Below are 23,138 nucleotides of genomic sequence, written 5' to 3'. Positions count from 1 at the left end.
AGTTGGCCATGATGGCCTGAGGTCTACTTTTGAACCCCGTTAAAAATGGGGGGATTACCACTCGACGTATTTGACGAAACAGCCAACTGGTATCAGGAAGCGCGGCGGTAGGCTCATCGAGAATTAGTAGGCAGTGCGCATGGCTGAGCGCACGAACGAGTTCTATACGCTGTCGCTGGGCTAGTGTCAGGTCAGCAACAATCGACTGGGATGAAATGTCATCGATTTCCCATTCGATTAACACCTCATTGGCGCGTTCGAAAATACTAGCTTTGGATTCTGGCCAAAAACGACCCGAAGATGCCCGGGGCAAAAGAAGATTTTCAGCAACAGTCATGTTGGGAATTAGGCTAAGCTCTTGGAATGCAGTCGCAATTCCCCAGCGTCTCGCCTCTATGATCGAGCTTGGCCGGATGATTTCTTCATCAAGCGATATGCTTCCAGCATTTGAGCTAACAACCCCCGATAAAATCTTCACCAGAGTGGACTTGCCCGCCCCATTTTCACCAAGGACGGCATGTACCTCGCCAGGCCAAATGCCCATATCGACTCCGCTCAGGGCGACAGTGGCTCCATAACGCTTGGACAGATTACTTATATTTATTCTTTCGGTCATGTGCGTCTCCAAATAGCACCGCCATCTTTGCAAACGTTTGCATAGATACAGATATTGTTTTTCTATGTGTGAGAAATATTTCTTCCCACAGAATTTAAAACGTTTGCATAACTAATAAGTAACGAATGACATCCTGTCAAATGACCGCCTAGTAATTTCGACTATTGTCTAACGAATACTCGTCTGACGCCAAGCTCGCCATGGCATTGCCCCCTCCGCGATGCCAGAAACAGAGCTTGGCGCGTATTGCCGCAAAAAGCCTTTATTGACAGTCGCTACTGCCAAGTTGCCTGGTTGGCGCGGGTGGCCGCGAGGCGTGCTTCGTCAAGGGTGATGCCCAGGCCAGGTTCATCAGAGAGCGTCAGCCAGCCCTCGGCGTCGGGCTTGATAGCGGTCGTCAACGGAAAGTCGCGCACCTCAGGTGTCCACTCTGGCGGATCGAAAGGGTACTCCAGATAAGGGCAGCCCGTTGGGCCAACCGCCCCGGCGGTGAGATGCAGATTGGCGGCAAGGCCGATGCCATTGCCCCAGGTGTGCGGCGTGAACCACTTGCCCGCGGTGGTGACCTCTTTTGCCAGTCTGGATAAGCCGAGAAGTCCGATTGAGCAGACGGCGTCCGGTTGGTAGACGTCAAGACACTGCTGTCGCAGCATTTCGCGGAATTCGTAGGGTTCGCGGGTCATCTCGCCACCGGCGATTTTCAGCCGCTCGCCGGTCAGGTCGTTGAGGGCGCGCATGCCGGGGTAGTCCCCGCGATAGAGCGGCTCCTCCATCCAAAGCACATTATGGCGAATCAACTCCTCAGCCACCTCGCTTGCCTTGGCCAAATCCCAGGGTGCCTGGGTATCCCAGGGCATCCGCCAACCCTGGTTGCAGTCGACCATCAGGTCCAGTTCTTGTCCCACGGCATCACGTACCGCCGCGAGCACTGCCAGATCATCGTCGAGCCGGTGACGACCAAAGCGTAGTTTCATGGCGGGGATGCCCGCGTCACGAATCTGCTCGGCGAGGGCAACGACCTGCTCGGTAGGCCGATGAGTACCGCTGGAGGCGTACGCCTTCAGGCGCGACGAGGTGCCGCCCAGCAATTGCCATAACGGTTGTGCCTTGATCTTGCCGATCAAGTCCCATAGAGCGACTTCCAGTGGCCAGCAGCGCCCGGCATGAAAGCCGATGTTGTCGATAACGGCGCTGTGGCGTTCGATGGCTAAGGGATCTTGTCCAATGAATAGTGACCGGAAGTCGTCGAAGCCATACATGGCATCGCCCGAGCCGATGCCTTCACGGCCTTCGCTGTCGATTACGCGAACGATGGCGGCCGGAAACTTTTGCCTGGGTTGGCTATCCCAGGCCGCCGGGAAGGGTGGGTCGAGCTCGCACTGGTGCTGGCTGATCTCGATGCGCTTGATCACGTTCATGCGCTGATCTCCCGGTTCTGGGTGGCAAGTTCGGCAACACGGCGATCGAAAACAGATACAGTGGCTTCAGCGAGCCATTGCCAGTCCTCGCCCGTTGGGCGGCGGGCCGCGTTGCGGGCCATGGGCGCGTTCTCGTCTTTTTGCATGGTAGAGGCGAGCGTCTCAGCATCTAGTGTCTGCGTGGTGAAGGGAGCAAGGGCTTGGTTGAAGTGGGTCTGATCAGCAAGTTCGCGGAATAGCCTGGGCAGCTCTTGTGCCTTGCTCCCAGCTTTCAGGGCATGGGCTGCTGGCGCAAAACATGCCTCATTGTCTGCCACCGACCAAGCCAATGACGCTTCCAGCGCCAGAGTCACCGCCACACCGTGCGGTAAGTGGTAACAGCTACCCAGTGCATGGCCGATGTTGTGGGCGATGCCGGTACCGCCATTATCGATGGCCTGGCCCGCCAGGCAAGCGGCTTCCTGCATGCGTTGGCGAGCCACCAGATCATTCGGGGTGGTCACCGCCGTGGGCAGCGCCTGGCCTACCTGGCGGATGGCCTGCAGCGCTGGGGCCTCAATAAACGCGTGTCGCCCCTGGCCGGTAGTGGCCTCCAGCGCGTGGACGAAGGCATCCAGGCCGGTGGTGGCGGTGAGCAGGGCGGGCAGGCCACGGGTTAACACCGGGTCGAGCAGGACCGCGTCGGGTAGCAGCTCGTCGCCCCAGGCCCAAAGCTTGCGTCCCCCTGCGTCGGTGAGGATCGACGTGCGGGTGACCTCGGAACCGGTACCCGAGGTCGTTGGCACCATCACGGCGGGTACGCGCCCTGCCCAGGGGGTCCTGGCCAGCAGGTAATTTTCCATATCGCCCTGGCTTTCTGCGAGGGCGGCGACCAGCTTGGCGATGTCTAATGCGGTGCCGCCGCCCAGCCCTATCACCAATGGGCGGCCGGGCAGGGCACGTACCGCGACTGCGGCCGCATCGGCGGTAGCGACGCTGGGTTCGCCCGTCGGTGCCAGGAAGGTATCTACCTCGGCATCAGCCGTCAGGTCGTCGATCAGGGCATCGACCAGGCCGGTCGCGGCAAGGCCCTGGTCACTGATGACCATATAACGGCTGGCCCCCAGGCGGCGGCGAAGCTCGGGTAGCTGCTCAAGACTGCCAGGTCCCGCGATGATCGGTGTCTGACGTCCGGTGTGAAAATGGTTCAGGGGCATAGGGCTCAAATCTCGATCCAGGTGGTCTTGAGTTCTGTGTACTTATCAAAGGCATGGAGCGATTTGTCGCGGCCCTGGCCGGATTGCTTGTAGCCACCAAAGGGCGCATTGATCGATGTGTGGTCGTAACAGTTGACCCAAACGGTACCCGCGCGCAGGGTACGGGCGGCGCGGTGGCCGTCGCGGAGTCGGTCTGTCCAGATCGCCGCTCCCAGGCCATAGTCGGTGTCATTGGCGATGGCCAATGCCTCATCCAGGTCGTCCACGGTAATCACCACCAGGACAGGGCCGAATATCTCTTCGCGGGCCACCCGCATATCGTTGGTGACATCGTCGAGTACTGCCGGGGTCAGGTAGTACCCACCGCTCTCGCTGCGTACCTGCTCGCCGCCGAACAGGAGTCGTGCCCCTTCGCGCTGGCCCTGATCGAGATACCCCTGCACCTTTTCCATATGTGCCTGCTCGATCATCGCCCCCATCTGTACGGCGGGGTCGAGGGGGTCACCGGGCTGTAGGGCCTCGGCCCAACCGCGAAGTTTGGCAAGCAGGGGTTCCTTGACGGCTCGATCGACGATCAAGCGGGTACCCGCGTGGCAGGTCTCGCCCTGGTTGTACCAGACACCATAGGCGACCGACATGGCGATGTTGTCCAGGTCTTCCACATCGCGCGTGACGATGTGCGGGCTCTTGCCGCCGCACTCCAGGCCGATGCGCTTCATATTGGAGTGCGCGGAATACTCAAGAAAGGCCTTCCCGACCTCAGTGGAGCCGGTGAAACCGACAGCATCGACGTCAGCATGCAGGCCCAATGCCTTGCCAGCGATGTGGCCAAGCCCTGTGACCACCTGGAAGGCGCCCGCGGGAATGCCAGCACCCTGGGCGAGCTCGGCCACCTTGAGCGTTGCCAAGCTAGACTGCTCGGCGGGCTTGAGGATCACCGAGTTGCCCGCGCCGAGTGCCGGGCCGATCTTCCAACTGGCGATAATCAAGGGGTAGTTCCATGGCACCACGGCGGCCACCACGCCCATCGGCTCACGGTCTATCAGGCAGACGCTGCTTGCCCCGTTGGGTGCCGTCTCACCGTAAAGCTTGTCGAGTGATTCGGCATACCAGCGCAGCCCTCCGACCAGGCCGGGCACATCCACGGTGGTGGTCTGGCCGATCGGCTTGCCGGTTTCCAGGGTCTCGAGCAACGCAATGTCGTCTAGCTGTGCCTCAATGGCATCCGCCCAGGCGAGCATGCGCGATTTGCGCTCGGTGGGCGGCAGGTCTCGCCATTCACCACTCTCGAAGCTGCGGCGAGCACTGGCAACGGCGAGGTCGACGTCGGCAGCGTCGCAAGCCGCCACGTCCGTAAGTATCTGACCGGTGGCCGGGTTCTCTGCTGAAAAAGTGGCGCCGCTGAGAGCGTGGACGAATTGTCCGTCGATATAAGCCAGTTGCGGTAGAGGCAGAGTGCTTGCGCGGTTCTGCCAGTCGGCGTGGGAGCGGTCCGTCATCTAATAACCTCGGCGGTGAGTTGGCATGTCGCCGTGATACTAGGCGCTCAGCTGTGGCCCCACAAACGATGAAAGTGAACCCCGGGTATTCCTATAACTCATGCAAGGCTGGTATTGGACGGGTGTTTACTGACATTATCTGGTGAGTTGCTGCGAAAAAATCACCCAATGAGGCTCCGGCGCATGTCACGCACGTTACCCCCACTCAATTCTCTCAAGGCCTTCGAGGCCGCCGCCGAGTGTGCGAGTTTTACCCTGGCGGCACAGCGGCTCTGCGTGACCCAGAGCGCGGTCAGCCGTCAAGTCAAGTTGCTGGAGGAGCAGTTGGGAGTGCCGCTTTTCCAACGTGGTTCGGGCCACCTTCGATTGACCGACGCGGGACGCCGGTTGCAGCCAGTGCTGCGTCAGTCCTTTGATCGTATTGCCTGGACCGTAAGAGGGCTGCAAGAGCCGGATGCTGTCCCCCATCTGCGCCTGAATGCGCCGCCTACCTTTGCCAACCGATGGTTGATCCCGCGGCTGGGGCGCTTGAAATCATTGCACCCGGATCTGGAGCTGTCCCTGACAACGCGCGCCGACGACGACCTTGTGGGCGACGAAAACCTGGATGCCGCGATTCGTTTTGGCACCGGTGAGTGGTCGGATGCCGAGATGGTGCACTTGATGCAAGAAAGTCATATCGCCGTCTGCGCACCCAAGCTCAGGGGGTCTATGCGTCGTGATGCGCTCGACCTCAATCACCAGGTGCTGCTCCATGTCCTTTGGGGTGAGGATCGCTTTCATACCTGGGATCACTGGCTGTCAGCGGCAGGTATCGAAGGCGTGAAGACCAGCGGTGGTATTGCGTTTGATCTACTGGAGTTGGCGATTCATGCCGCCGTCAACGCCGTCGGGGTGACCATCGCTGACCGGCACATGGTTGCCCGTGAGCTGGATAGAGGGGAGCTTGTATCTTGGCTTGATGTCGAGGTCACCGGGCATCGTTCCTACTGGTTGGCAACCCGGCCGCACCAGGTGGAGTCGGCCAACCTCAAGCTTTTCCGCCAATGGCTGGCGCAGGAGATCGAAGATCCCCCCACCGGCCTATAGCCATTTTGGGACGCAGTCGTGAAAAGGTCGTCGGAGGGCTATGAGGCGTCGTGGAGGCTGTTATCGGAGAGAAGTTGTTCTCGCAGTAAGTCGATGAGCGTATCCCCCGCTGGATGCTGGAAACTCGGCGATTGTCGAACCGTCAGCTCGGCAGGTGGCAGTGCCGGGAACCCGTCCGCTTCATCAAGGATGCGCCAGTTCTCTGGCATGGCGCGTTGGTCAGTGACTGTGACGGCCTTGCCCTGGTTGACGGCAACACGCAGCCCGGTGGGGCTTTGGGTGGTATATTCCAGCGACCATTGCCTGCCCATGCGAGCAAGGGCTTCCAGGGCGCGTTCTCGATAAGGGCAGTGGTCCGGGAAGAGCGCCAGTGCGAGCGGCGCATGGGGGTCGACACAATAATCCCGATGGGCTGCCCAGACCACTTCCTCGTGGCCCATTGATACCCCATGCCGTTGGCTCTTGTGCTGAATGGTCAGTACGAGATCCAGTTCCCCCGCTTCCAATGACTCGATGAGTTCACTCGACATGCGGCAGTGAATATGCGGCCGAATGCGCGGATGGCGTTCGGCAAAGCGGCCCAATAGTGCCGGTAGCCAGGCTTCGGCATAATTTTCTGGTAGGCCGAAACGAATGATGCCGTCGTGGTCGCCGTGCCCGAGCACGCTCAACGCCTCGCGTTGCAATTGCAACAGGCGGCGGGCGTAGACCAGGAACGTTTCTCCATCTTGAGTGAGTGTCAGTTGACGGCTTGTGCGCTGCAAGAGACGCGTGCCGAGCCGTTCTTCCAGGGTGCGTATGCGCAGGCTGATTGTCGACTGCGTCTTATGCAGCTGGTTGGCGGCAGCAGTAAACCCATTGTTGTCCACGACGGCAACGAAAGCACTCAGCAGCTCATTGTCGAGTGACGGGGTGCGGGATGAACTATCGGTAAAGTCGATGGAATCCATCACAAGGAATTGTTTCCTCAATAGAGAGTGTTTATTCACTATGCCTCCAGATAAGCCCGGGTGCCAAGCCCGGTGCCTGTTTTACTGCTGGAGGATAATGCAATGCTGAACGCTGACCAGTTGGCGGATGCCGAGCGCCTGGATCTGTCTGCCTTCGTCAATACCGAACGCTATCCACTCGATGACCCCAATAGTTCGTCGCTGGTTGAGGTCATTGAGTCTGCCCGGCGTGATCTTGATCGTGAGGGCTGTGCGGTGCTTCGTGGGTTTCTGCACCCGAGCGTACTCGAACAGGCACGATTAGAGAGCGCGCGCATGGCCGAGAAGAGTTTCTTCAACACGCGCCAGGTCAACGCCTATTTTACGGCTGATGACCCCTCGCTGCCGGATGATGATCCCCGCCGGATATTCATGACGCGTACCAGCGGTTTCGTTACACGGGACATGATCACGGCGGATAGCCTGATTCATAGGCTCTATGTCTCCAGGGCAATGAAGTCGCTGGTGGCACGCTGTCTTGGCGAAGAGCAAATTTACGAGTATGCCGACCCCTTTGCTGGCCTCGTGCTCAACGTATTGCCTGATGGTACTCAGCAGCCGTGGCACTACGACACCAACGAATTCATCGTCACCATGATGACGCAGCAGCCCGAGGCGGGCGGCGTTTTCGAGTATTGCCCGGGTATTCGTACACCGCAGGACGAAAACTATTCCGGTGTCAGGGCGGTGATTCGTGAGGATGACTCAACACCTGTAAAGCGTTTGGATCTGCGTCCGGGGGATCTACAGCTTTTCAAAGGGCGCTTCAGTCTGCACCGCGTCTCAGAGGTGCAAGGTGATACGCCAAGATTGACGGCCATTTTCGCCTATTCGCAGCAGCCCGGCGTGGTCGGCAAGCTGGAACGCACACGCCAGCTGTACGGGCGTGTCGCCGAGCAGCATATCCAGGCAGAAGCCCGCTATGCCGAGCGTACTGACGGACTGATCGACTAAGCACGCCTTCCTATATTTTCCATGAAGAGGAGAGACCATGAAGATGGATCTCGATACCCTCGGCATTCTTCCGCCGACCCACGAACCCAGCGATTGCGAACCGACGCACGCCGAGATCGAACAGGTATTACTTGACCGCCTTGGCCGGGTACGACGTGAACTCGTCAAACGCGACATGACCGCGGTCGTGCTCTTCGATCCGGCACACGTACGTTATGCCACAGGGTCGCGCAACATGCAGGTCTACAGCTCGCGCAACCCGGCACGCTATGCGTTCGTCCCCGCCGAAGGGCCAGTGGTTTTGTTCGAGTTTTCCGGCTGCGAACACCTCGCCAAGCACCTGCCAACGGTGGATGAGATTCGCCCGGCGAAGGCAATTTCCTATTACTTCAATGAGAAGAACACCGAGGCGGTGACCCGCGCCTGGGCGGACGAGATCATCGATCTCGTTCGTCAATGTGGAGGCGGTAAGCGTATCGGCATCGAAAGCGCCACGCCGGAAGCGGCCTTCATGCTGCAGAGGGGTGGCTTAGAGGTATTGGATGCACAGGCGCCACTGGAGTTGGCGCGTGCCATTAAGGTACCCAATGAGATCAAGATGGTGCGTTCGTCGCTTCGTGCGGTAGAAGATGGTGTTCGTCATCTTGAAAGGGCGATCAAGCCGGGAGTGAGTGAGAACGCCGTGTGGTCACGGCTGCACCAGCACATCATCGAAACCGACGCTGATTTTGTCGAGACGCGACTGATGAACTCTGGGCCGCGCACCAACCCATGGTTCCAGGAGTGTTCAGATCGCATCATCCAGGATGGCGAACTGGTGGCGCTGGATACCGACGTGGTTGGGCGCTACGGCTATTATGCCGACTTCTCTCGCACTTTCCTGTGTGGCGATGGCCAGGCAAGCCAGGCGCAGAAGGATCTCTACGCCATGGCTTATGAACAGATACGTACCAATATGGAAAACATCCAGCCCGGCATCAGTTTCAAGGAATACGCCGAGCGTGCCTGGCGACTGCCAGAAGCCTACAAGGCGCGCCGTTACTTTGCCTTGGCGCATGGCGTTGGCATGAATGGCGAGTATCCCTACATCGTTCATCGTGAGGATATCGACGACAAGGGCTACGACGGAATTATCGAGCCGGGAATGACGCTTTGCGTGGAGAGTTTTATCGGCCACGAAGAGGGGGGTGAGGGCGTCAAGCTTGAAGAACAGCTCTACGTACGCGACGACGGAAAAGTGGAGTTACTGTCCGATTATCCCTTCGATTCCAGGTTGCTGGGATACACCTAGTGAAACGGCGCTGCATTCTTTTTTCTCATGATGGCTATTCGGTAATGTCGATCGTCATTCGATAATAACCTGATACGATTGACTTTTTAGAATGGCTAAAACAAAAGGAAGGAACTTGGTATGAATAAAATGTCATCATCGGTCTTGATGGTAGGGCTTTTGGCAGCGATAACTGGCGTTCAGGCAGACGATCACAAGTCATTGGTGATCGGCACCAACAACTGGGCCGAGAACATTGCCGTCGCCAACATGTGGAAGATCATTCTGGAAGAAGAGCATGGGTATGACATCGAACTCTCCGATGTCAGCAAGAGCGTGCTTTACAGTGGTCTGGCCAACGAAGATATCGATCTTTCCATGGAGATCTGGCTACCCACCACGGATGCTTCTTTCCTTGAGCCCCACAAGGATGAGATCGACGTGCACGATGTTTGGTACGAAGGCACTGGGTTGGGCCTGGTGGTGCCAAGCTACGTCGACATCGACACCATCCCTGAACTTGGCGAAAACGCCGACGCTTATGAGTACCAGGGTCGTCCAACGATTCTTGGCATTGATTCAGGCTCAGCAATTGCAGGCTCTACCGACGATGCGATAGACGTCTACGAATTGCCCTTTAATCAAGTTAACAGCTCTGGACCGGCGATGATGGCGGCGCTTGATGATGCTTATCAGCGCGAAGAGCCGATCGTCGTGACACTGTGGAGCCCGCACTGGGCCTTTGCTGAGTACGACCTCAAGTATCTGGAAGATCCTGAAGGCGTTTACGGCGAAAGCGATGATATTCATTGGATGTCGCGCAAAGATTTCGGAGACGATGATCCCTGGCTAACGGCTGTACTCAATGACTGGCACATGAACGACGATACATTGGGTGGCTTGATGGCCGAAATCGAGCAAACCGGCGACCCGGTGGAAGGTGCCCAGACCTGGATCGATGAAAATCGTGACTTGATTGATGAATGGTTAGCTGCTGGCGATGGGGAATAGTTCAGCACTATTTCAGTGTCTATCATTGAAACAGAAGATGACCATGGCCGCCTGAAGGGCTTCTAAATATCGTCCCTGTGATAAATGAATGTCAGGTGAATAACGTCGTGGTCAACAGCTTGCGGTATCCCAAGGCCTGAACTCTTACCACAAGGAGTTCAGGCCTTTTAGGTGGCGTTTGAGGTTAAGTGTCTTGCGGCTTTTGGCGGTTCTCTCGCAAGTGGTAGCGAATGGCCAACACGATAGAAATGACCGCAAGCCCGAGGAGCACCGCAGAGATCGGCCGCGTAAAGAACAACGTCCAGTCTTCATTGGTCATCAACGCACGGCGCAGGTTGGTTTCGGCGATGGGACCCAGAATCACACCAAGCACCAGCGGTGCCAGTGGGTAGTCGAGCTTGGTCATGATGTAGCCGACCACGCCGATGCCCAGCAGCAGGTAGATATCAGTGACGCGGTTATTCAGGGTAAAGGCGCCCACCAGGCAGCAGGTCAGCACCACCGGGACGATGATTGATTTTGGAATGCTGGTGACCTTGAGGAACAAACGCATGCTGAAAAGGCAGATGACCAGCATCATGGCACCGGCGACGAACATGGCCATGAACATGCCATAGACCGTATCGGCGTGGTCCATGATAAGACGAGGACCGACCCCGATACCGTGCACCATCAAGGCTGCCATCAGCACGGCATCCACGGCACTGCCGGGAATTCCCAGGGCGATCATGGGAATCAGGCCGCCACCGGAAGTGGCCGAGTTGCCGGACTCTGAGGCAATGACGCCTTCGCTGCTGCCCTTGCCGAAGTCTTCAGGACGACGGGAGCCTCGCTTGGCCTGGTCATAGGCGAGCAGGTTGGCGATGCTGCCCCCCGCCCCGGGTACGGCACCGATGAATACCCCGACCATGGACGAGCGTAGCAGGTTGATGGGGTTCATCAGGACTTCGCGCAGGGCCGCAAAGGGGTGAAATTCGATCCGCCCGGTGATCAGTTGGCGGCCATGTTGCACCTGGTCGGGGTTTTCCACTTCCTTCAGCAGTTGACTTACGGCATAGATGCCGATCAGCACGACCAGGAAGGGAATGCCCGCCGAGAGCACGCGCAGGTCAAAGGTAAACCGGGTCACGCCCATTAGCGGGTCGGCGCCAACGGTGGCAATCAGCAAGCCCAACAGACCGGCAAACAGGCCTCGTATCATTGAGCGCCCTACCAAACTTGCCACGATGGTCAGGGCAAATATCACCAGTGAGAAATATTCCCATGCACCCAGCTTCACGGCAATGAGCGCCAACGGCGGTGCCGCGACAATGAGAACCAGGGTACTGACCAGGGTACCGAAGAAGGAGGCCCAAATGCCCAGGGCCAAGGCTCGCCCTGGTTCACCGTTGCGTGACATGGGGTAGGCATCAAAGGTGGTGGCTACCGCAGAGGGTGTGCCGGGGATGCCAAGCAATGCGGCACTGATCATGCCGCCGGTGTAGCCGCCGATGTACACGGCCAGCATGGTCGCCACGCCTTGCAGCGGAGGCATGGTGAAGGTCAGTGGCAATGTCAGGACAATCGCCATGGTGATGGTGAAGCCTGGAATGGCGGCGGCGATGACACCCACCGTTACCCCCACCATCATGGTGAGCATGGTCGTGAAGGTAAAGAGCTGATCAGCTCCTAAAAGGATGGCTTCTAGCATGAGAGGTTCCTTGTAACGATGTACCGATAACGGTGCTCGTCACCACATGCCGCGCGGCAGCGAAATGGTGAAAACATGGCGGAACAGGCTGTCCAGGCCGAATGACAACGCCAGTGCGACTACCGTCGCGATGATCAATGCCTTGGTGCTGCGTGCGCCCAGCAGATATTGGCAGCCGATCAGGAACGGAAGGTTGGCCCAGCGAAAGCCAATAACAGGAACGGCTACGGTCATCAGGGCGAACAGGATCAGTACCCCAAAGGCGAGCCGGTGCTCGATCAGCCAGGCGCGAACGGCTCCTTTCGAAAGTGCCGAAGTCTGCCTGAGTTTGGGTAGTTCCTTGGCGATGATCATCACGTTAAAAGCGACCAGTAGCGCAAGCACAATCCTTGGGAAAGTCCCTGCTCCCAAGGGCTCCCACATCGAAGAGGGAAGCTCGCCTGCACGCATGAACATGAACGCGAATAGCAGGGCGAGGATGGCATTGAAAAGAATATGCCCCCACGCCTTGGCTCGCTTGGCGTCGATAGGTGCCCGGTCATCCAATGACCGGGCGTTGCGATTGACATCACTCATTGCTGCAGCTGCCCTGCGAGGCGTTCAACCGTGGCATTGAGACGTTCCAGGTGGGCGCGGAACTCGTCGGGCCCCATGAATTGAACCTCAGCGCCCGAGTTGTTGACGGCGCGGACAAAATCCTCATCGTTAGAGGTGGCTTCCAGCGCTGCCGCCAGTACATCGATGTGATCTTCCGGTGTACCCTTCGGTGCAATAAGCCCCCTGAGGATCGACAGCTGCAGGTCCTCATAACCCAGTTCCATCATGGTCGGTACATCGGGCGTCTGGGCCATGCGCTCGGTGTGGCCCACCGCCAGGAACGACAGGTCACCGTTTTCGACAAACTGGTTACTGGAGGCGATATCACCCATGGCGGCATCAATGTGCCCGCCTACCAGGGCGCGGATGCGCTCGCCGGTGCCTTCAAAGCCGACGAAGCGGAAGTCCAGACCCTCAGCCTCAGCGATCATCGCGGCGTGCAGGTGAGGAACACCGCCAAGGGTCACACCGAAACGAATCTCGCCGGGGTTCTCGCTGGCATAGTCGACGAAGTCTTCCATCGTCTCCCAGCCATTATCTGGGTTGACGGTGAGGTACTGTGGTGAGGCGGTGATCGAGCCAACGGGTTCGAAGTCGTCCCAGTTGAGCGGTGTCAGCCCGGTGTGGTGAGAGACAAGGAAACCATCATGGATCTGGCCGACCGTGTACCCATCGTTAGGGCGTTCTGCCAGGTCAGCAAGGCCGACGGTTCCACTGACGCCAGGCATGTTGATCACCGGCAGCGGTTGGCCCAGATGATCTTCAATGTGGTTGGACACCAGGCGCATCAGAATGTCGCTACCGCCACCCGGCCCCCAGGGCACGATGAATTCGACGGGGTCTTCAGGGTAGGTGGGTTCCTGCGCGCTCGCCGAGGCGCAGCCAACGGCAAGTACGGCACCGGCCATGGCGGTGAGAACTCGGCGCGACCAGGGTGAGGCGGTGTCATTGGCTTTCGAATGTCCAGCTTGCATGGTGCATCTCCTTGTCTTTTTGATTGCATTGCCGACCGCAACACCGTTCCGCTCGGCTTCATGCCCAGGCGGTTACCAGGGCAGTACCGCGGCGTCGGTGCGGGGCTCAGTGCCGCCGCAGAGCACCCCGGTTTCCGCGTCGCGCAGAATGATCTGCCCACGACCGAAACTCACGGAATCTGCTTTCTTGACGATGTGATGGCCTCGGCGCGCGAGGGCCTGTGCAAGGTGGTCAGGAAAGTGGGGTTCGACTTCGACAGTGCGGCCTCCCGTCCACTGCCAGCGTGGTGTGTCCAGCGCCGCCTGAGGGTTCAGGGCGTCATCCAGCATCCCCGTGATGACCTGGACATGGCCCTGGGGTTGCATGAAGCCCCCCATGACCCCGAACGGTCCCACTGCCTGGCCGTTGCGGGTGATAAACCCGGGAATGATGGTGTGGTAGGTGCGTTTGCCAGGCGCCAGGGCGTTGGTGTGCCCCTCATCCAGCTTGAAGGACCAGCCGCGGTTCTGGAGGCTGATGCCCGTGCCCGGGACGACGATGCCTGAGCCGAAGCCTTTGAAGTTGCTCTGTATGAAGGAAACCATGTTGCCTTCGGCGTCCGCCGTGGCGAGATAGACCGTGCCCCCGGTGATGGGATTGCCGTGCACTGGATCCATTGCTTTCTCACCGATGGTGGCCGCACGGCTCTTCAGGTAGTCAATGTCCAGCATCTGAGCGACGCTCGGTTTCATTGCCTCGGGGTCCGTGATGTGATGCAGCCCGTCCACGTAGGCGAGCTTGGTGGCCTCGATGCGGCGGTGCAGTGTCTCGACGGGGTCTCTTCCTTCCTCGCCAAGGTGATCGAGCATGCCGAGTGCCTGAAGCGCGATCATTCCGCAGCCGTTGGGCGGTATTTCCCAGATTTCATGGTCGCGATAGCGCGTACTGATGGGGGTTACCCACTCCGGCGTAAAGGCCGCGAGGTCCTCTTTGCGTAGCAATCCCCCGTGCTCACGGAAGAAGGCGTCGATACGGTCGGCCAGTTCTCCTTCATAGAAAGCCCGGGCGTGGGTGTCTGCAATCAAGCGCAGACTTTGTGCATGATCAGGCGACGCCCACATATCGCCTGGGCGGGGCGCATGACCCTTGGGTGCGAAGGTGTCGAACCACGGTTTAAAGGCGGCTTCGTCGTGGCGGCTAAAGGCCTGATAACCGTCTTCCCATAGCTGGCTGACCAAGGGAGAGATCGGGAAGCCTTCTTCGGCCAGGCTAATGGCCGGTGCCAGAAGGTCGGCAAACGGCAGGCGGCCAAAACGTTCGGACAGCGTGGCCCAGGCAGCGGGAGCACCGGGGACCGTCACGGGAATGAGGCCGTGCTCGGGCATGGCGTCGTGACCCATTCCTTTGACGGCCTCGATCGTGGCCGACTGTGGCGCGGGGCCACTGGCATTCAGGCCGTGGAGCTCGCCATTCATCCATACGATGGCGAAAGCGTCACTACCCAGGCCGTTGGACGTCGGCTCCACTACGGTGAGGGCGGCAGCGGTGGCGATCGCTGCATCCACGGCATTACCACCCTGACGCAGGATCTGCATACCGGCTTCGGCACCCAGAGGCTGTGAGGTGGCAACCATGCCACGACGGCCAAAGGTTGCCATACGGCGGGAGGGGCTTGGGTAATAACGCGCATCGAATTGCATTCTGGGTTCCTTGCTTGTGGCGTCGGCAGTCGAGCTTTCGTATTAAAAATTGATTTTGGTGATGGTGTTATCTTTTCTTCTAAAAAATCGATTATCTTTTCTAGAATATATGTTGTGGTAGAAAGCAGCGTCAACCTTCAGTGTGATGAGTCAGTGGCAGGGCATTCGCCCGATTATGCGGCCACAGGCATTGTGCCGGGTGATCCCTCAGTGTTTAGTCGTTGTTCAGGCGAGGCGAGATGGTCCGTTCTGATGGCGGGGTTGGGTAGGCAAAGTGGCTGTATGAGCGTCGTAAACGATGGCCAGCTTCACCCCTTTGAGGTAGCCAGCCATTTTTCACCGGATAAGACGCATTCTTCGCAGATCGTGCGGCGAATGCGTTCAGCGGGCTCCCATTGCTCCCCTCAATTGGCGTTGGATTTCAGCCACTGCCAGTAGTCGCGGATGCCTTCGCGAATGTCAGTGAACCTGGGCGTGAAGCCTAGCTCCTGCTGGGCCAACGAGATATCCAGCGGTGCACCTCTGACGACGAAGGGACCGGGGCCGAGCTTGACGTTGGCCCGCTTGCCCGTGATCTCGGCGACGTGTTCGACGATCTGCAGATGGTCGACGCTGACCCCGCTGGAGATGTTGAAATTGCGCTGGACGACACTGTCCTTCTCGAACAATTTGACGATGCCGGCCGCCGTATCGTGTACATGAGTCCAGTCCAGGGCCTGCTCGGCGCCGTTGGGTGCCTGGATATCGTCAAGCCCTTCCAGCGGGCCAAACAATCCCTGGTAGACCATATGCATGTGCGACGGGCGCTTGCCAGGGCCGTAGACGAAGAACAGCCGTGCGTTGCGTACGTCCATTCCGTAGGTGTCACTGTACTGCAAGCCATAGAGCTCACCGGCAATCTTGGTGGCCCCATAAAGATCGGTCGCTTTGTAAGGCGTCGCTTCGCTTTGGGGGCCCGGGGCATCGCCGTAGACGGCGCCGGAGCTCATGTTCACGACCTTGTTGATACCCAGAATTCGACAGATTTCGAGTACGTTCAAGGTACCCGTCGCGTTGATCGAAATGTTCTTGAAGGGCCGTTGTTGGAAGGTGGGACCGGCGATGACCGAGACCCCATGAATGACGCCTTCCAGTTCGTCCTGATGACGAAGGAAAAGCTCGAACATACTGTGATAGTCGAGGACATCGACGGCTTCCAGCACTAACTTGTCGCGTACCTCCTCCAGATAGTCGAGACCCAGCCGATCGAAATGGCCGGCCGCCATGTCGCAGATGATGACTTGCTTGCCTTGCTTGGCCAGTTGGTAGGCCACCCAGGAGCCGACGTGGCCGAGCCCCCCCGTAATGAGAACAGACATGTTGTGAATCTCCTCGTTGTCTTGGACAGGCGTTGCTGCCCTAGTTGAGTACCAGGTTAGGTAGAAACATGACGACCGCTGGGAACAGGATGATGATCAGCAATACCGCGAAAAGCGGTATGTAGAACGGGAGTATTTCCCGTACCAGGTCCGAGAACGGCATGCCGGTGATCTTCTGTATCGTGAACAGCACAGTGCCGACAGGCGGTGTGATCAAGCCGATCATCAGGGTGAAAATCATGACCACCCCAAAATGCACGGGATCGATGCCGTATTGCATTACCACCGGGACCAGTAGCGGGGTCAGCAGGAACAGCGCCGGAACCGAATCAATAAAGAGCCCGATCAGGAGGATGAACAGGGCCAGCAAGAGCAGCAGGCTGAGTGGGTCGGTCACCGTTGCCAGCAGAAAATCCGCCACCAGCGCGGTCACCTGATAACGTGCCAACACCCAGCTATAAAGCGCACTCCCGGCGATGATAAAGAGTAGCGCAGCGGTATCAATGGCGGTGGCGCGCAGGATATTCAGGAACTCGCGTATGTCGATCGAACGATAGACCAGAAACGAGATGATCAGGCAGTAGATCAGCGCTACCACCGACGCCTCGGTAGGGGTAAACACCCCCGAGAGAATCCCCACGATGATAATCAGGGGGGTCAACATTGGCAGTGCGCCCCGCGTGAGGGCGAGAGTAAACTCTCTGAAGCGTGCCCTTGCCCGCGTCGGGAAACCGCGCCGATGGGAGATAATGGCGACCATCACCATCAGTCCTATTCCCATGAAAAGCCCGGGAATGATGGAGGCCAGGAAGATGGCGGCGATCGAGGCATTGGCCAGGGCGCCGTAGATGACCGCGGGGATGCTGGGTGGGATGATCGGACCAATAGTGGCCGAACTGGCGGTAACGGCGGCACTGAAGCCAGTCGGGTAGCCGTCGTCCTCCATCGCCTTGATTTCCAGCGCCCCGAGTCCGCCGGCATCGGCAACCGCCGAGCCGGACATGCCGGCGAACAGCATGCTGGCGACGACATTGACATGACCCAGCCCACCCTTGAAGTGGCCGACCATGGTGCGGGCGACATCGAAGACACGGTCCGAGATGCCGGCGCTGTTCATCAGGCGGCCAATGAGCAGAAAGGCGGGGATCGCCAGAAGGGTAAAGCTGTTGACCCCGTATAGTGTCCGCTGTGAGATCATTTCCATGGGGATGGCGTCAAAGCCACGGGTATAGCCCAGTACAAGGGCCGAAGAGGCGATCATGGCGAATGCCACGGGAACCCCGAGCATCAGCAGAACGATCAAGCCGACGAACATGATGACGAAAACTTCCATGGTCAGTCACTCCTGCCATCTTCGATGGTGGGTTGGGGGGTGCCCATGAGACGCTGGTAAAGTTCACCGAGCAGGAGCGCGATCATGAGCAACGCGGAAATCATCTGTATGAGGTAGATGTAGGAAAAGCTCATCTGAAAGGTGCTGGCCATGATGCCGGCCGTTCTGTCCATCATGTTCCAGGCTCCAGCGACGAGCATTAGCAGCACCAGCACGCAGATCACATCGGCTACGCTGGCGATGATGTTGCGCACGGAAGGGCTCAGGATGTCGGTCACGATGGTGATGCGAATATGTTCCTGGTAGCGCAGCGCGAGCACTGACCCCAGGAAAATTTCGGCCAGGAAGAGATAGCGTGAGGCTTCATCGGTCCAGGACACGGCAATGCCCAGGGCATAGCGTGAGATGACTTGAACAGCCATGATGATCAGCATCAGCGCGAAAGCTGTCATCACAACCCCGGTCAGCAACTTCCAGAACAGATCAAGTGCACGGGTAACGCGTTCCGAGATTTTCACGGGCGCCTCCGGGTGATGTGCATCGGAATGGGTGGGCGAACCGCCGAAATTAACGGTTCGCCCTTTGCGGTTACTCGACGAGTGACAAGACGTAGTCACGCACCGCAGGATGATAGCTCTCGGCAATGTCGCGAATCGCGGGTTCGGCTGCACTGCGGAAGGCGGCAACATCCGGCTCGACGATGGTCATGCCGAGTTCCTCAAGCTCCGCGTAGAGGTCGGCCTGGCCATTGGCGACCATGTCGTTACCCCAGCTGGTCGCTTCGTCGATCGCACCGATGATGATGTCGCGATTTTCATCGGAAAGCCCCTGGTAGAAGTCCTCGTTCATCAGCCAATGGAAGAAAGAGTAGACATGCTCGGTACGGTTGATATGGCTCTGTACCTCGTAGAGTTTGCCGGCATGGATCAGGTCAACTGGGTTTTCCTGCATATCGATCACGCCGGTCTGCAGTGACGTGTAAACTTCGGGCCAGGCGATGGGGCTGGGCAGGGCGCCGATCTCTTCCCAAATCTGGATCCAGGGCGCGATCTCGGGCACCCGCATGCGCACCTCTTGAACGTCTTCTGGCGTCTCGACTGGGAAGTTGGACGTCAGGTTGCGCGGATTGCGTGCGGAAAGTCCGACGAGGCGCATGTTGCCGTTGGCGATAAGCTGTTCGTTGAGCAGTTCGCCGGTCTCGCCGTTGTAGACCTCACGGGCTTCTTCGCTGGAGCCGTAGACGAAGGGCAGGTCGGCGGCGGCAAATTCCTCGGCATATAGGGTCATGGGCATCGAGCCACCCAGGGCGATAGCGTACTCACCGTAACTGGCCCCCTCGAGGTGGTCACGTTCGCCGCCCACCTCGGTCCCCAGCAGAGTGATCGAGAATTCGCCGTCGGTCTTTTCTTCGATGCTCTCCTTGAGTCGTTCGCCCACCTTGAACATGGGATGCGACGGTTCGACGTGGATGGCAATGGCCAACTCCTCGGCCGAGGCCGTTGTTGTCGTGCCAAAGGCCGCGAGGCCAACGAGGAAGATGCTGCTGGCTGTTATTGTCTTCATGGTACTTACCTCTTTGATATCGTAGTGGCGTATTGATGTTGTTATGGCGTATCGGTGTTGCTTCATCCTGAAAACGGGCGGCTAAAGGCCCGCAACGCGACCGCAAGGTCGGGTTCCTGTTTAGCGTATTCCTCCAGCGATATTCCGCAGGAGGTGGCGTCCCAGGCGGCACGAATGCCGCGGCAGCCAGAGGCGACTCCATCGGGGTGGCCCATGATGCCGCCGCCGCAGGTGTAAATGAGATCCGTCGACTTGAGCGCCGCGAACGTAGCGGGTACCTGGTGGATCGTTTGTGCCGACGAAAATACCGGCATTGCACGATCGTCGCGGTCCGGCGCTTCGAGCAATGGGGTCAGGCAGGCACGGGCGGAGTCGATCACCGAGGCATCGGCCTCGGCAAACTTGCTGCCGAGGCCGTTGACATGCAGATGGTCGGCACCGGCCAGGCGAAGTAATGTCTGGTAGGCGCGATAATCGATACCCAACTGCGGATGGCGGTAGAACAGCCCCCAGCCATTGCGGTGACCATGAATCGGTAGCTGGGCATGACGCCTCAGTGCCGTCAGCGACCCCATGCCGATCCAGTTGACGCTGGCCATGACACAGGTACCGCCATGGTCGCGGACCAGGTCATGGCGCTGGCGCATTTCATCGAGGTCGCCAGTGATGTTGAAGGCATACATGGGCTTGCGCCCGGTACGCTGAGCGTGTTCCTCGATCACTCGCATCACCGCAGGGACCCGCTCGGCTAACGGCGAATAGGGGGGATCTGCAATCAGCTCGTCATCCTTGATAAAGTCGATGCCAGCTTCCACCAGTTGCTTGACCAGCGCGGCGGTTTCCTCGGGGGAGAGGCCTACACTGGGCTTGATGATGGTGCCCACCAGCGGGCCCCGGTCGACGCCCGCCAATTGCCGTGTGCCGGAAACCGAAAACTGGGGGCCGGGCATTGCCTTGATGAACGCATCGGGCAGTGCGATATCCGTCAGCCGAAATCCGGAAAGTTCCCGTAGCTCAGTGAGGTTGCCAAGAATCGTCGCCATCAGGTTGGAAAGACTGGCCCCGATATTCTCGAGCGGCCATGACAAGGTGACATCCGCCTGCTGGTAAGTGTCACCGGATAAGCAGCCAGGCAGTGAGGGCGTATCACATGCTGTCAGCGCGGTAACCGCGTCTACCCTGGCGGCATGGCGTTCGCGCAGGGCATCGGTTTCTCCGGCCAGCTTGAGAAACGTGCCGGAGGATTGCTCGCCAGCCATCGCCAGGGCCGCACGCTCTGGATCAAGCGGCGTTTCGATGCGGTAGCTGGCGCTGATGCGCGGCATGTCAACGGATGATGGCTGGCTCGCCATTTGCTTACTCCTCACCAACTGGTTCGAATGGCTATTCAGAAAGCTAGCACTGGTGATTTGGTAGCGCTACCATTTTTTTCATCATAGGATAAACTTCCAGGAACGCAAACTGGGATAGATAGGAGAAGGGTATGTCAACCAACAAGACGGGTGGGCGAGAACGTCGGCGTCATCACGGTGATAACCGTGTCACGCTCAAGGACGTAGCGCGGGAGGCAGGGGTCGCGCCGATCACGGTGTCGCGCGCCTTGAATACGCCCGAGAATGTCTCTGCCGGTTTGCGTGAGCGTATCGACAATGCCGTGTCCGCACTGGGCTATGTTCCCAATCTGATCGCCGGCGGTCTGGCCTCGGCAGGCACCCGAGTGATTCCGGTGGTGGTGCCGTCACTGTCGATATTGACCTATATCGAGGTGATCCATGGCATCCAGCAGACCCTTGAACCCGCGGGTTATCAGGTGCTGTTGGGCTCCACGGATTTTGACCTGGAACGCGAGGCCTCCCTGGTGGATACGGTGCTCGGCTATTCGCCTTCAGGGATGATCATGACCGGTCTCCGGCATCGCGAGAGCGCTGAACGTCGGCTGAAGGCCTGGGGACGTCCTTTAGTCGAGATCATGGAGTTGGGTGAGACCTGCATCGATATGAACATTGGGGTTGAAAACACCGAGGCGGGGGCCTGCATGGCCAGGCACCTGGTCGAGCAGGGCTATCAACGCATTGCCTTTCTGGGAACTGGCATGGCGCATGATTATCGTGCCCGCCTGCGGTATGAAGGGCATCGTCAGGCATTGAAAGCAGCTGGGATAGAAAGTGACGTGCTATTTCAGGATGACCAGCCTTCATCGTATGAGGTAGGGCGGAAACTGTTTCTCGAGGCGTTGGACGCACGTCCTGATCTGCAGGCATTGCATTTCGCCAACGATAACCTGGCGGCTGGGGCCATTCTGGAAGCCAATCGGATTGGCGTACGGGTGCCACAGGATATCGCCATCGGCGGGTATCTGGGGTTGTCGTTGGGTGAGCACCTGACGCCACGCCTGACAACCGTGACCGTGCCCCGCTACGAGATGGGCGTAGAGGCCGCGAAAATGCTACTGGCGAAGTTGGAGGGCGGATCGCCTGCCTCATCGAGAGTTGATATAGGCTACGAGCTTAAGGTGCGAGAGAGCACCTGAGCAACCAGGCAAGAGGGGCTAACAATGACAAGACCACTGGTTGCCTTTTATGGCGACGATTTCACCGGTTCGACGGAAAATTTGGCGCAGTTCTGCCGCCATGGATTTCGTGGGCGACTGTTTTTCTCTACTGCAGCGCCCGAGACGATCTTCGACATGGCAACGGAACTGGATGTGGTAGGGCTGGCGGGGACGGCTCGTGGGTTGACGCCGTCGGCAATCACCGCCGAGGTCGAGCCGGCCCTTGCAGTCATCGAGTCGATCGCCCCTAGGCTAATGCAGTTCAAGATCTGCTCGACATTCGATTCATCACCGACGGTGGGCAGCATCGGGCATGTAATGGAGCTGGCCCGCCGACGCTGGCCGGGCTGCGCTCTGCCGGTGATGCCCGCTACCCCGGACTTCGGGCGATACACCGCATTTTCCCACCTGTTCACCCGCTACCAGGGCGAGATCTGTCGGTTGGATCAGCATCCAGGCATGGCTCATCACCCCTCGACCCCGATGAACGAGGCGGACTTGCGTCGTCATCTGGCCTCGCAGACGACAATTGCGTCAGCGGCGGTCACACTGCTCGACTATCGTCAGGCGGGCGGCGGCTGGGAGGCATTGTGGTCGGCCGTTGAGTCAGAGCGTTTCGTGGTCCTTGATGCCACCGATCAGTCCGAGCTGCAACACGCTGCCGAGTTGATCCTGCGCCTGGCCGAGCACCGTCCTACGCTCGCGGTTGCTGCTCAGGGGCTGGCAGATGCCGTGGGCCGTTCCTTGACCCGCGATACGGTGGAGCGCCACCCGTTGCCGACCACCTATCAAGGCGTGGCGCGGTTGCTGGTGCTATCCGGCAGTTGTTCCCCCCAGACCCGCATGCAGTTGGCGCATTTCGAGTCGCAGGGCGGTTGCGTTCTGCCACTGCAGCCCGAAGAGGCGATGCGCGATGCGCCTGGCGTGGCCCGACGGCTGTCCCGCCAGGTGATGGCTATGTTCCGAGAGGGTCATGATGTCGCTGTGGCGACCACGCGCAGCGACACGGATGTCATTGCTGACCTTTCAACCGAGCGACTGGCGACGGTCGTTGGCGAGGTTTTCGCTCGACTGACCCGCGAGCTGCGAGAGGCAGGCGATCTTCATCGTGTTGTCTTTGCTGGTGGTGATACCTCGAGCCATGCCATGCGGCAACTCGGGGCCGATGCCCTGGAACTGGTAGCCTTCGATGAGGCTCAGGGCGGCCATCTGTGTCGGCTGGTGGCCACCGACTCGCCGGTCGACGGGCTGGAGGTCGTACTCAAGGGCGGCCAGATTGGCGGGGAGGAGTTGCTGGTGCGGGTCAAGCGCGGAACGGCTGATCCTGCTACTTGAGAAGGGCTTTTATAC

20 protein-coding genes are annotated in these 23,138 nt (G+C 59.0%); 6 read left to right on the top strand and 14 right to left on the bottom strand.

Annotated features, from left to right (window positions below; all coding sequences use genetic code 11):
* The 4 genes from ADS46_RS07215 to ADS46_RS07200 all read right to left on the bottom strand — a co-directional run.
* Positions 1 to 616, bottom strand: a 616-nt coding sequence (locus ADS46_RS07215; RefSeq protein ID WP_156524485.1) for an ATP-binding cassette domain-containing protein, incomplete at its 3' end; no start/stop codon positions are given.
* 275 nt (positions 617 to 891) lie between these two features.
* Positions 892 to 2,034, bottom strand: a complete 1,143-nt coding sequence (locus ADS46_RS18730; protein ID WP_066318160.1) for a mandelate racemase/muconate lactonizing enzyme family protein — start codon at positions 2,032 to 2,034, stop codon at positions 892 to 894.
* The gene (locus tag ADS46_RS18725) at positions 2,031 to 3,230 is read right to left on the bottom strand and encodes an iron-containing alcohol dehydrogenase (RefSeq protein ID WP_066318157.1); all 1,200 of its coding nucleotides are present in this window, start codon (positions 3,228 to 3,230) and stop codon (positions 2,031 to 2,033) included. The genes ADS46_RS18730 and ADS46_RS18725 overlap by 4 nt, the downstream gene beginning before the upstream one ends.
* Before the next feature lie 5 nt (positions 3,231 to 3,235).
* A complete protein-coding gene (locus ADS46_RS07200; protein WP_066318153.1) occupies positions 3,236 to 4,729 on the bottom strand; it encodes an aldehyde dehydrogenase in 1,494 nt (497 codons plus the stop codon).
* Between the two features lie 183 nt (positions 4,730 to 4,912).
* Here ADS46_RS07200 and ADS46_RS07195 point away from each other — a divergent pair, with 183 nt between their 5' ends.
* Entirely contained in the window at positions 4,913 to 5,818 is a 906-nt protein-coding gene (locus ADS46_RS07195) for a LysR substrate-binding domain-containing protein (RefSeq protein WP_066318149.1), read from the top strand.
* A gap of 38 nt (positions 5,819 to 5,856) precedes the next feature.
* Here the strand turns inward: ADS46_RS07195 and ADS46_RS07190 are convergent, their stop codons facing one another.
* A complete protein-coding gene (locus ADS46_RS07190) occupies positions 5,857 to 6,768 on the bottom strand; it encodes a LysR substrate-binding domain-containing protein (protein WP_066318148.1) in 912 nt (303 codons plus the stop codon).
* A 102-nt stretch (positions 6,769 to 6,870) separates the two neighbouring features.
* Between ADS46_RS07190 and ADS46_RS07185 the strand changes: the two genes are divergently transcribed.
* From ADS46_RS07185 to ADS46_RS07175, 3 genes are all read left to right on the top strand, one after another.
* Positions 6,871 to 7,761 (top strand): hypothetical protein, encoded by an 891-nt coding sequence (locus tag ADS46_RS07185; protein ID WP_066318146.1) that lies wholly within the window; start codon positions 6,871 to 6,873, stop codon positions 7,759 to 7,761.
* Positions 7,762 to 7,798: 37 nt separating this feature from the next.
* Positions 7,799 to 9,052 (top strand): M24 family metallopeptidase, encoded by a 1,254-nt coding sequence (locus tag ADS46_RS07180; protein WP_066318145.1) that lies wholly within the window; start codon positions 7,799 to 7,801, stop codon positions 9,050 to 9,052.
* Between the two features lie 120 nt (positions 9,053 to 9,172).
* On the top strand, positions 9,173 to 10,042 hold the full coding sequence (locus ADS46_RS07175; protein WP_066318143.1) for a glycine betaine ABC transporter substrate-binding protein: 870 nt from the start codon (positions 9,173 to 9,175) through the stop codon (positions 10,040 to 10,042).
* Positions 10,043 to 10,226: 184 nt separating this feature from the next.
* Here the strand turns inward: ADS46_RS07175 and ADS46_RS07170 are convergent, their stop codons facing one another.
* From ADS46_RS07170 to ADS46_RS07130, 9 genes are all read right to left on the bottom strand, one after another.
* Positions 10,227 to 11,732: a tripartite tricarboxylate transporter permease gene (locus tag ADS46_RS07170; protein WP_066318134.1), complete on the bottom strand. Its 1,506-nt coding sequence runs from the start codon at positions 11,730 to 11,732 to the stop codon at positions 10,227 to 10,229.
* Between the two features lie 39 nt (positions 11,733 to 11,771).
* Positions 11,772 to 12,308 carry a tripartite tricarboxylate transporter TctB family protein gene (locus ADS46_RS07165; protein ID WP_066318132.1) on the bottom strand — a complete coding sequence of 179 codons (537 nt, stop codon included), beginning with the start codon at positions 12,306 to 12,308 and terminating at the stop codon, positions 11,772 to 11,774.
* A complete protein-coding gene (locus ADS46_RS07160; RefSeq protein WP_199825202.1) occupies positions 12,305 to 13,303 on the bottom strand; it encodes a Bug family tripartite tricarboxylate transporter substrate binding protein in 999 nt (332 codons plus the stop codon). The genes ADS46_RS07165 and ADS46_RS07160 overlap by 4 nt, the downstream gene beginning before the upstream one ends.
* Before the next feature lie 72 nt (positions 13,304 to 13,375).
* A complete protein-coding gene (locus ADS46_RS07155) occupies positions 13,376 to 14,983 on the bottom strand; it encodes a gamma-glutamyltransferase family protein (protein WP_066318130.1) in 1,608 nt (535 codons plus the stop codon).
* Positions 14,984 to 15,387: 404 nt separating this feature from the next.
* The gene (locus ADS46_RS07150) at positions 15,388 to 16,341 is read right to left on the bottom strand and encodes an NAD-dependent epimerase/dehydratase family protein (protein ID WP_066318128.1); all 954 of its coding nucleotides are present in this window, start codon (positions 16,339 to 16,341) and stop codon (positions 15,388 to 15,390) included.
* Between the two features lie 40 nt (positions 16,342 to 16,381).
* Complete coding sequence (locus ADS46_RS07145) at positions 16,382 to 17,674, bottom strand: TRAP transporter large permease (protein WP_066318126.1); 1,293 nt, start codon at positions 17,672 to 17,674, stop codon at positions 16,382 to 16,384.
* Positions 17,675 to 17,676: 2 nt separating this feature from the next.
* A complete protein-coding gene (locus ADS46_RS07140) occupies positions 17,677 to 18,192 on the bottom strand; it encodes a TRAP transporter small permease (RefSeq protein WP_066318125.1) in 516 nt (171 codons plus the stop codon).
* 70 nt (positions 18,193 to 18,262) lie between these two features.
* Complete coding sequence (locus tag ADS46_RS07135; RefSeq protein WP_066318124.1) at positions 18,263 to 19,237, bottom strand: TRAP transporter substrate-binding protein; 975 nt, start codon at positions 19,235 to 19,237, stop codon at positions 18,263 to 18,265.
* A 62-nt stretch (positions 19,238 to 19,299) separates the two neighbouring features.
* On the bottom strand, positions 19,300 to 20,589 hold the full coding sequence (locus ADS46_RS07130; RefSeq protein WP_234346781.1) for a ribulose-bisphosphate carboxylase large subunit family protein: 1,290 nt from the start codon (positions 20,587 to 20,589) through the stop codon (positions 19,300 to 19,302).
* 131 nt (positions 20,590 to 20,720) lie between these two features.
* Between ADS46_RS07130 and ADS46_RS07125 the strand changes: the two genes are divergently transcribed.
* Positions 20,721 to 21,767: a LacI family DNA-binding transcriptional regulator gene (locus ADS46_RS07125; protein WP_066318121.1), complete on the top strand. Its 1,047-nt coding sequence runs from the start codon at positions 20,721 to 20,723 to the stop codon at positions 21,765 to 21,767.
* Positions 21,768 to 21,791: 24 nt separating this feature from the next.
* On the top strand, positions 21,792 to 23,123 hold the full coding sequence (locus tag ADS46_RS07120) for a four-carbon acid sugar kinase family protein (protein ID WP_066318119.1): 1,332 nt from the start codon (positions 21,792 to 21,794) through the stop codon (positions 23,121 to 23,123).
* Positions 23,124 to 23,138: the final 15 nt, after the last annotated feature.

It is taken from the genome of Halomonas sp. G11, assembly GCF_001663515.1.
GTDB lineage: Bacteria > Pseudomonadota > Gammaproteobacteria > Pseudomonadales > Halomonadaceae > Vreelandella.
Note: the sequence above shows the minus strand (reverse complement) of the source record. Positions and strands in the feature narration are given on the sequence as shown.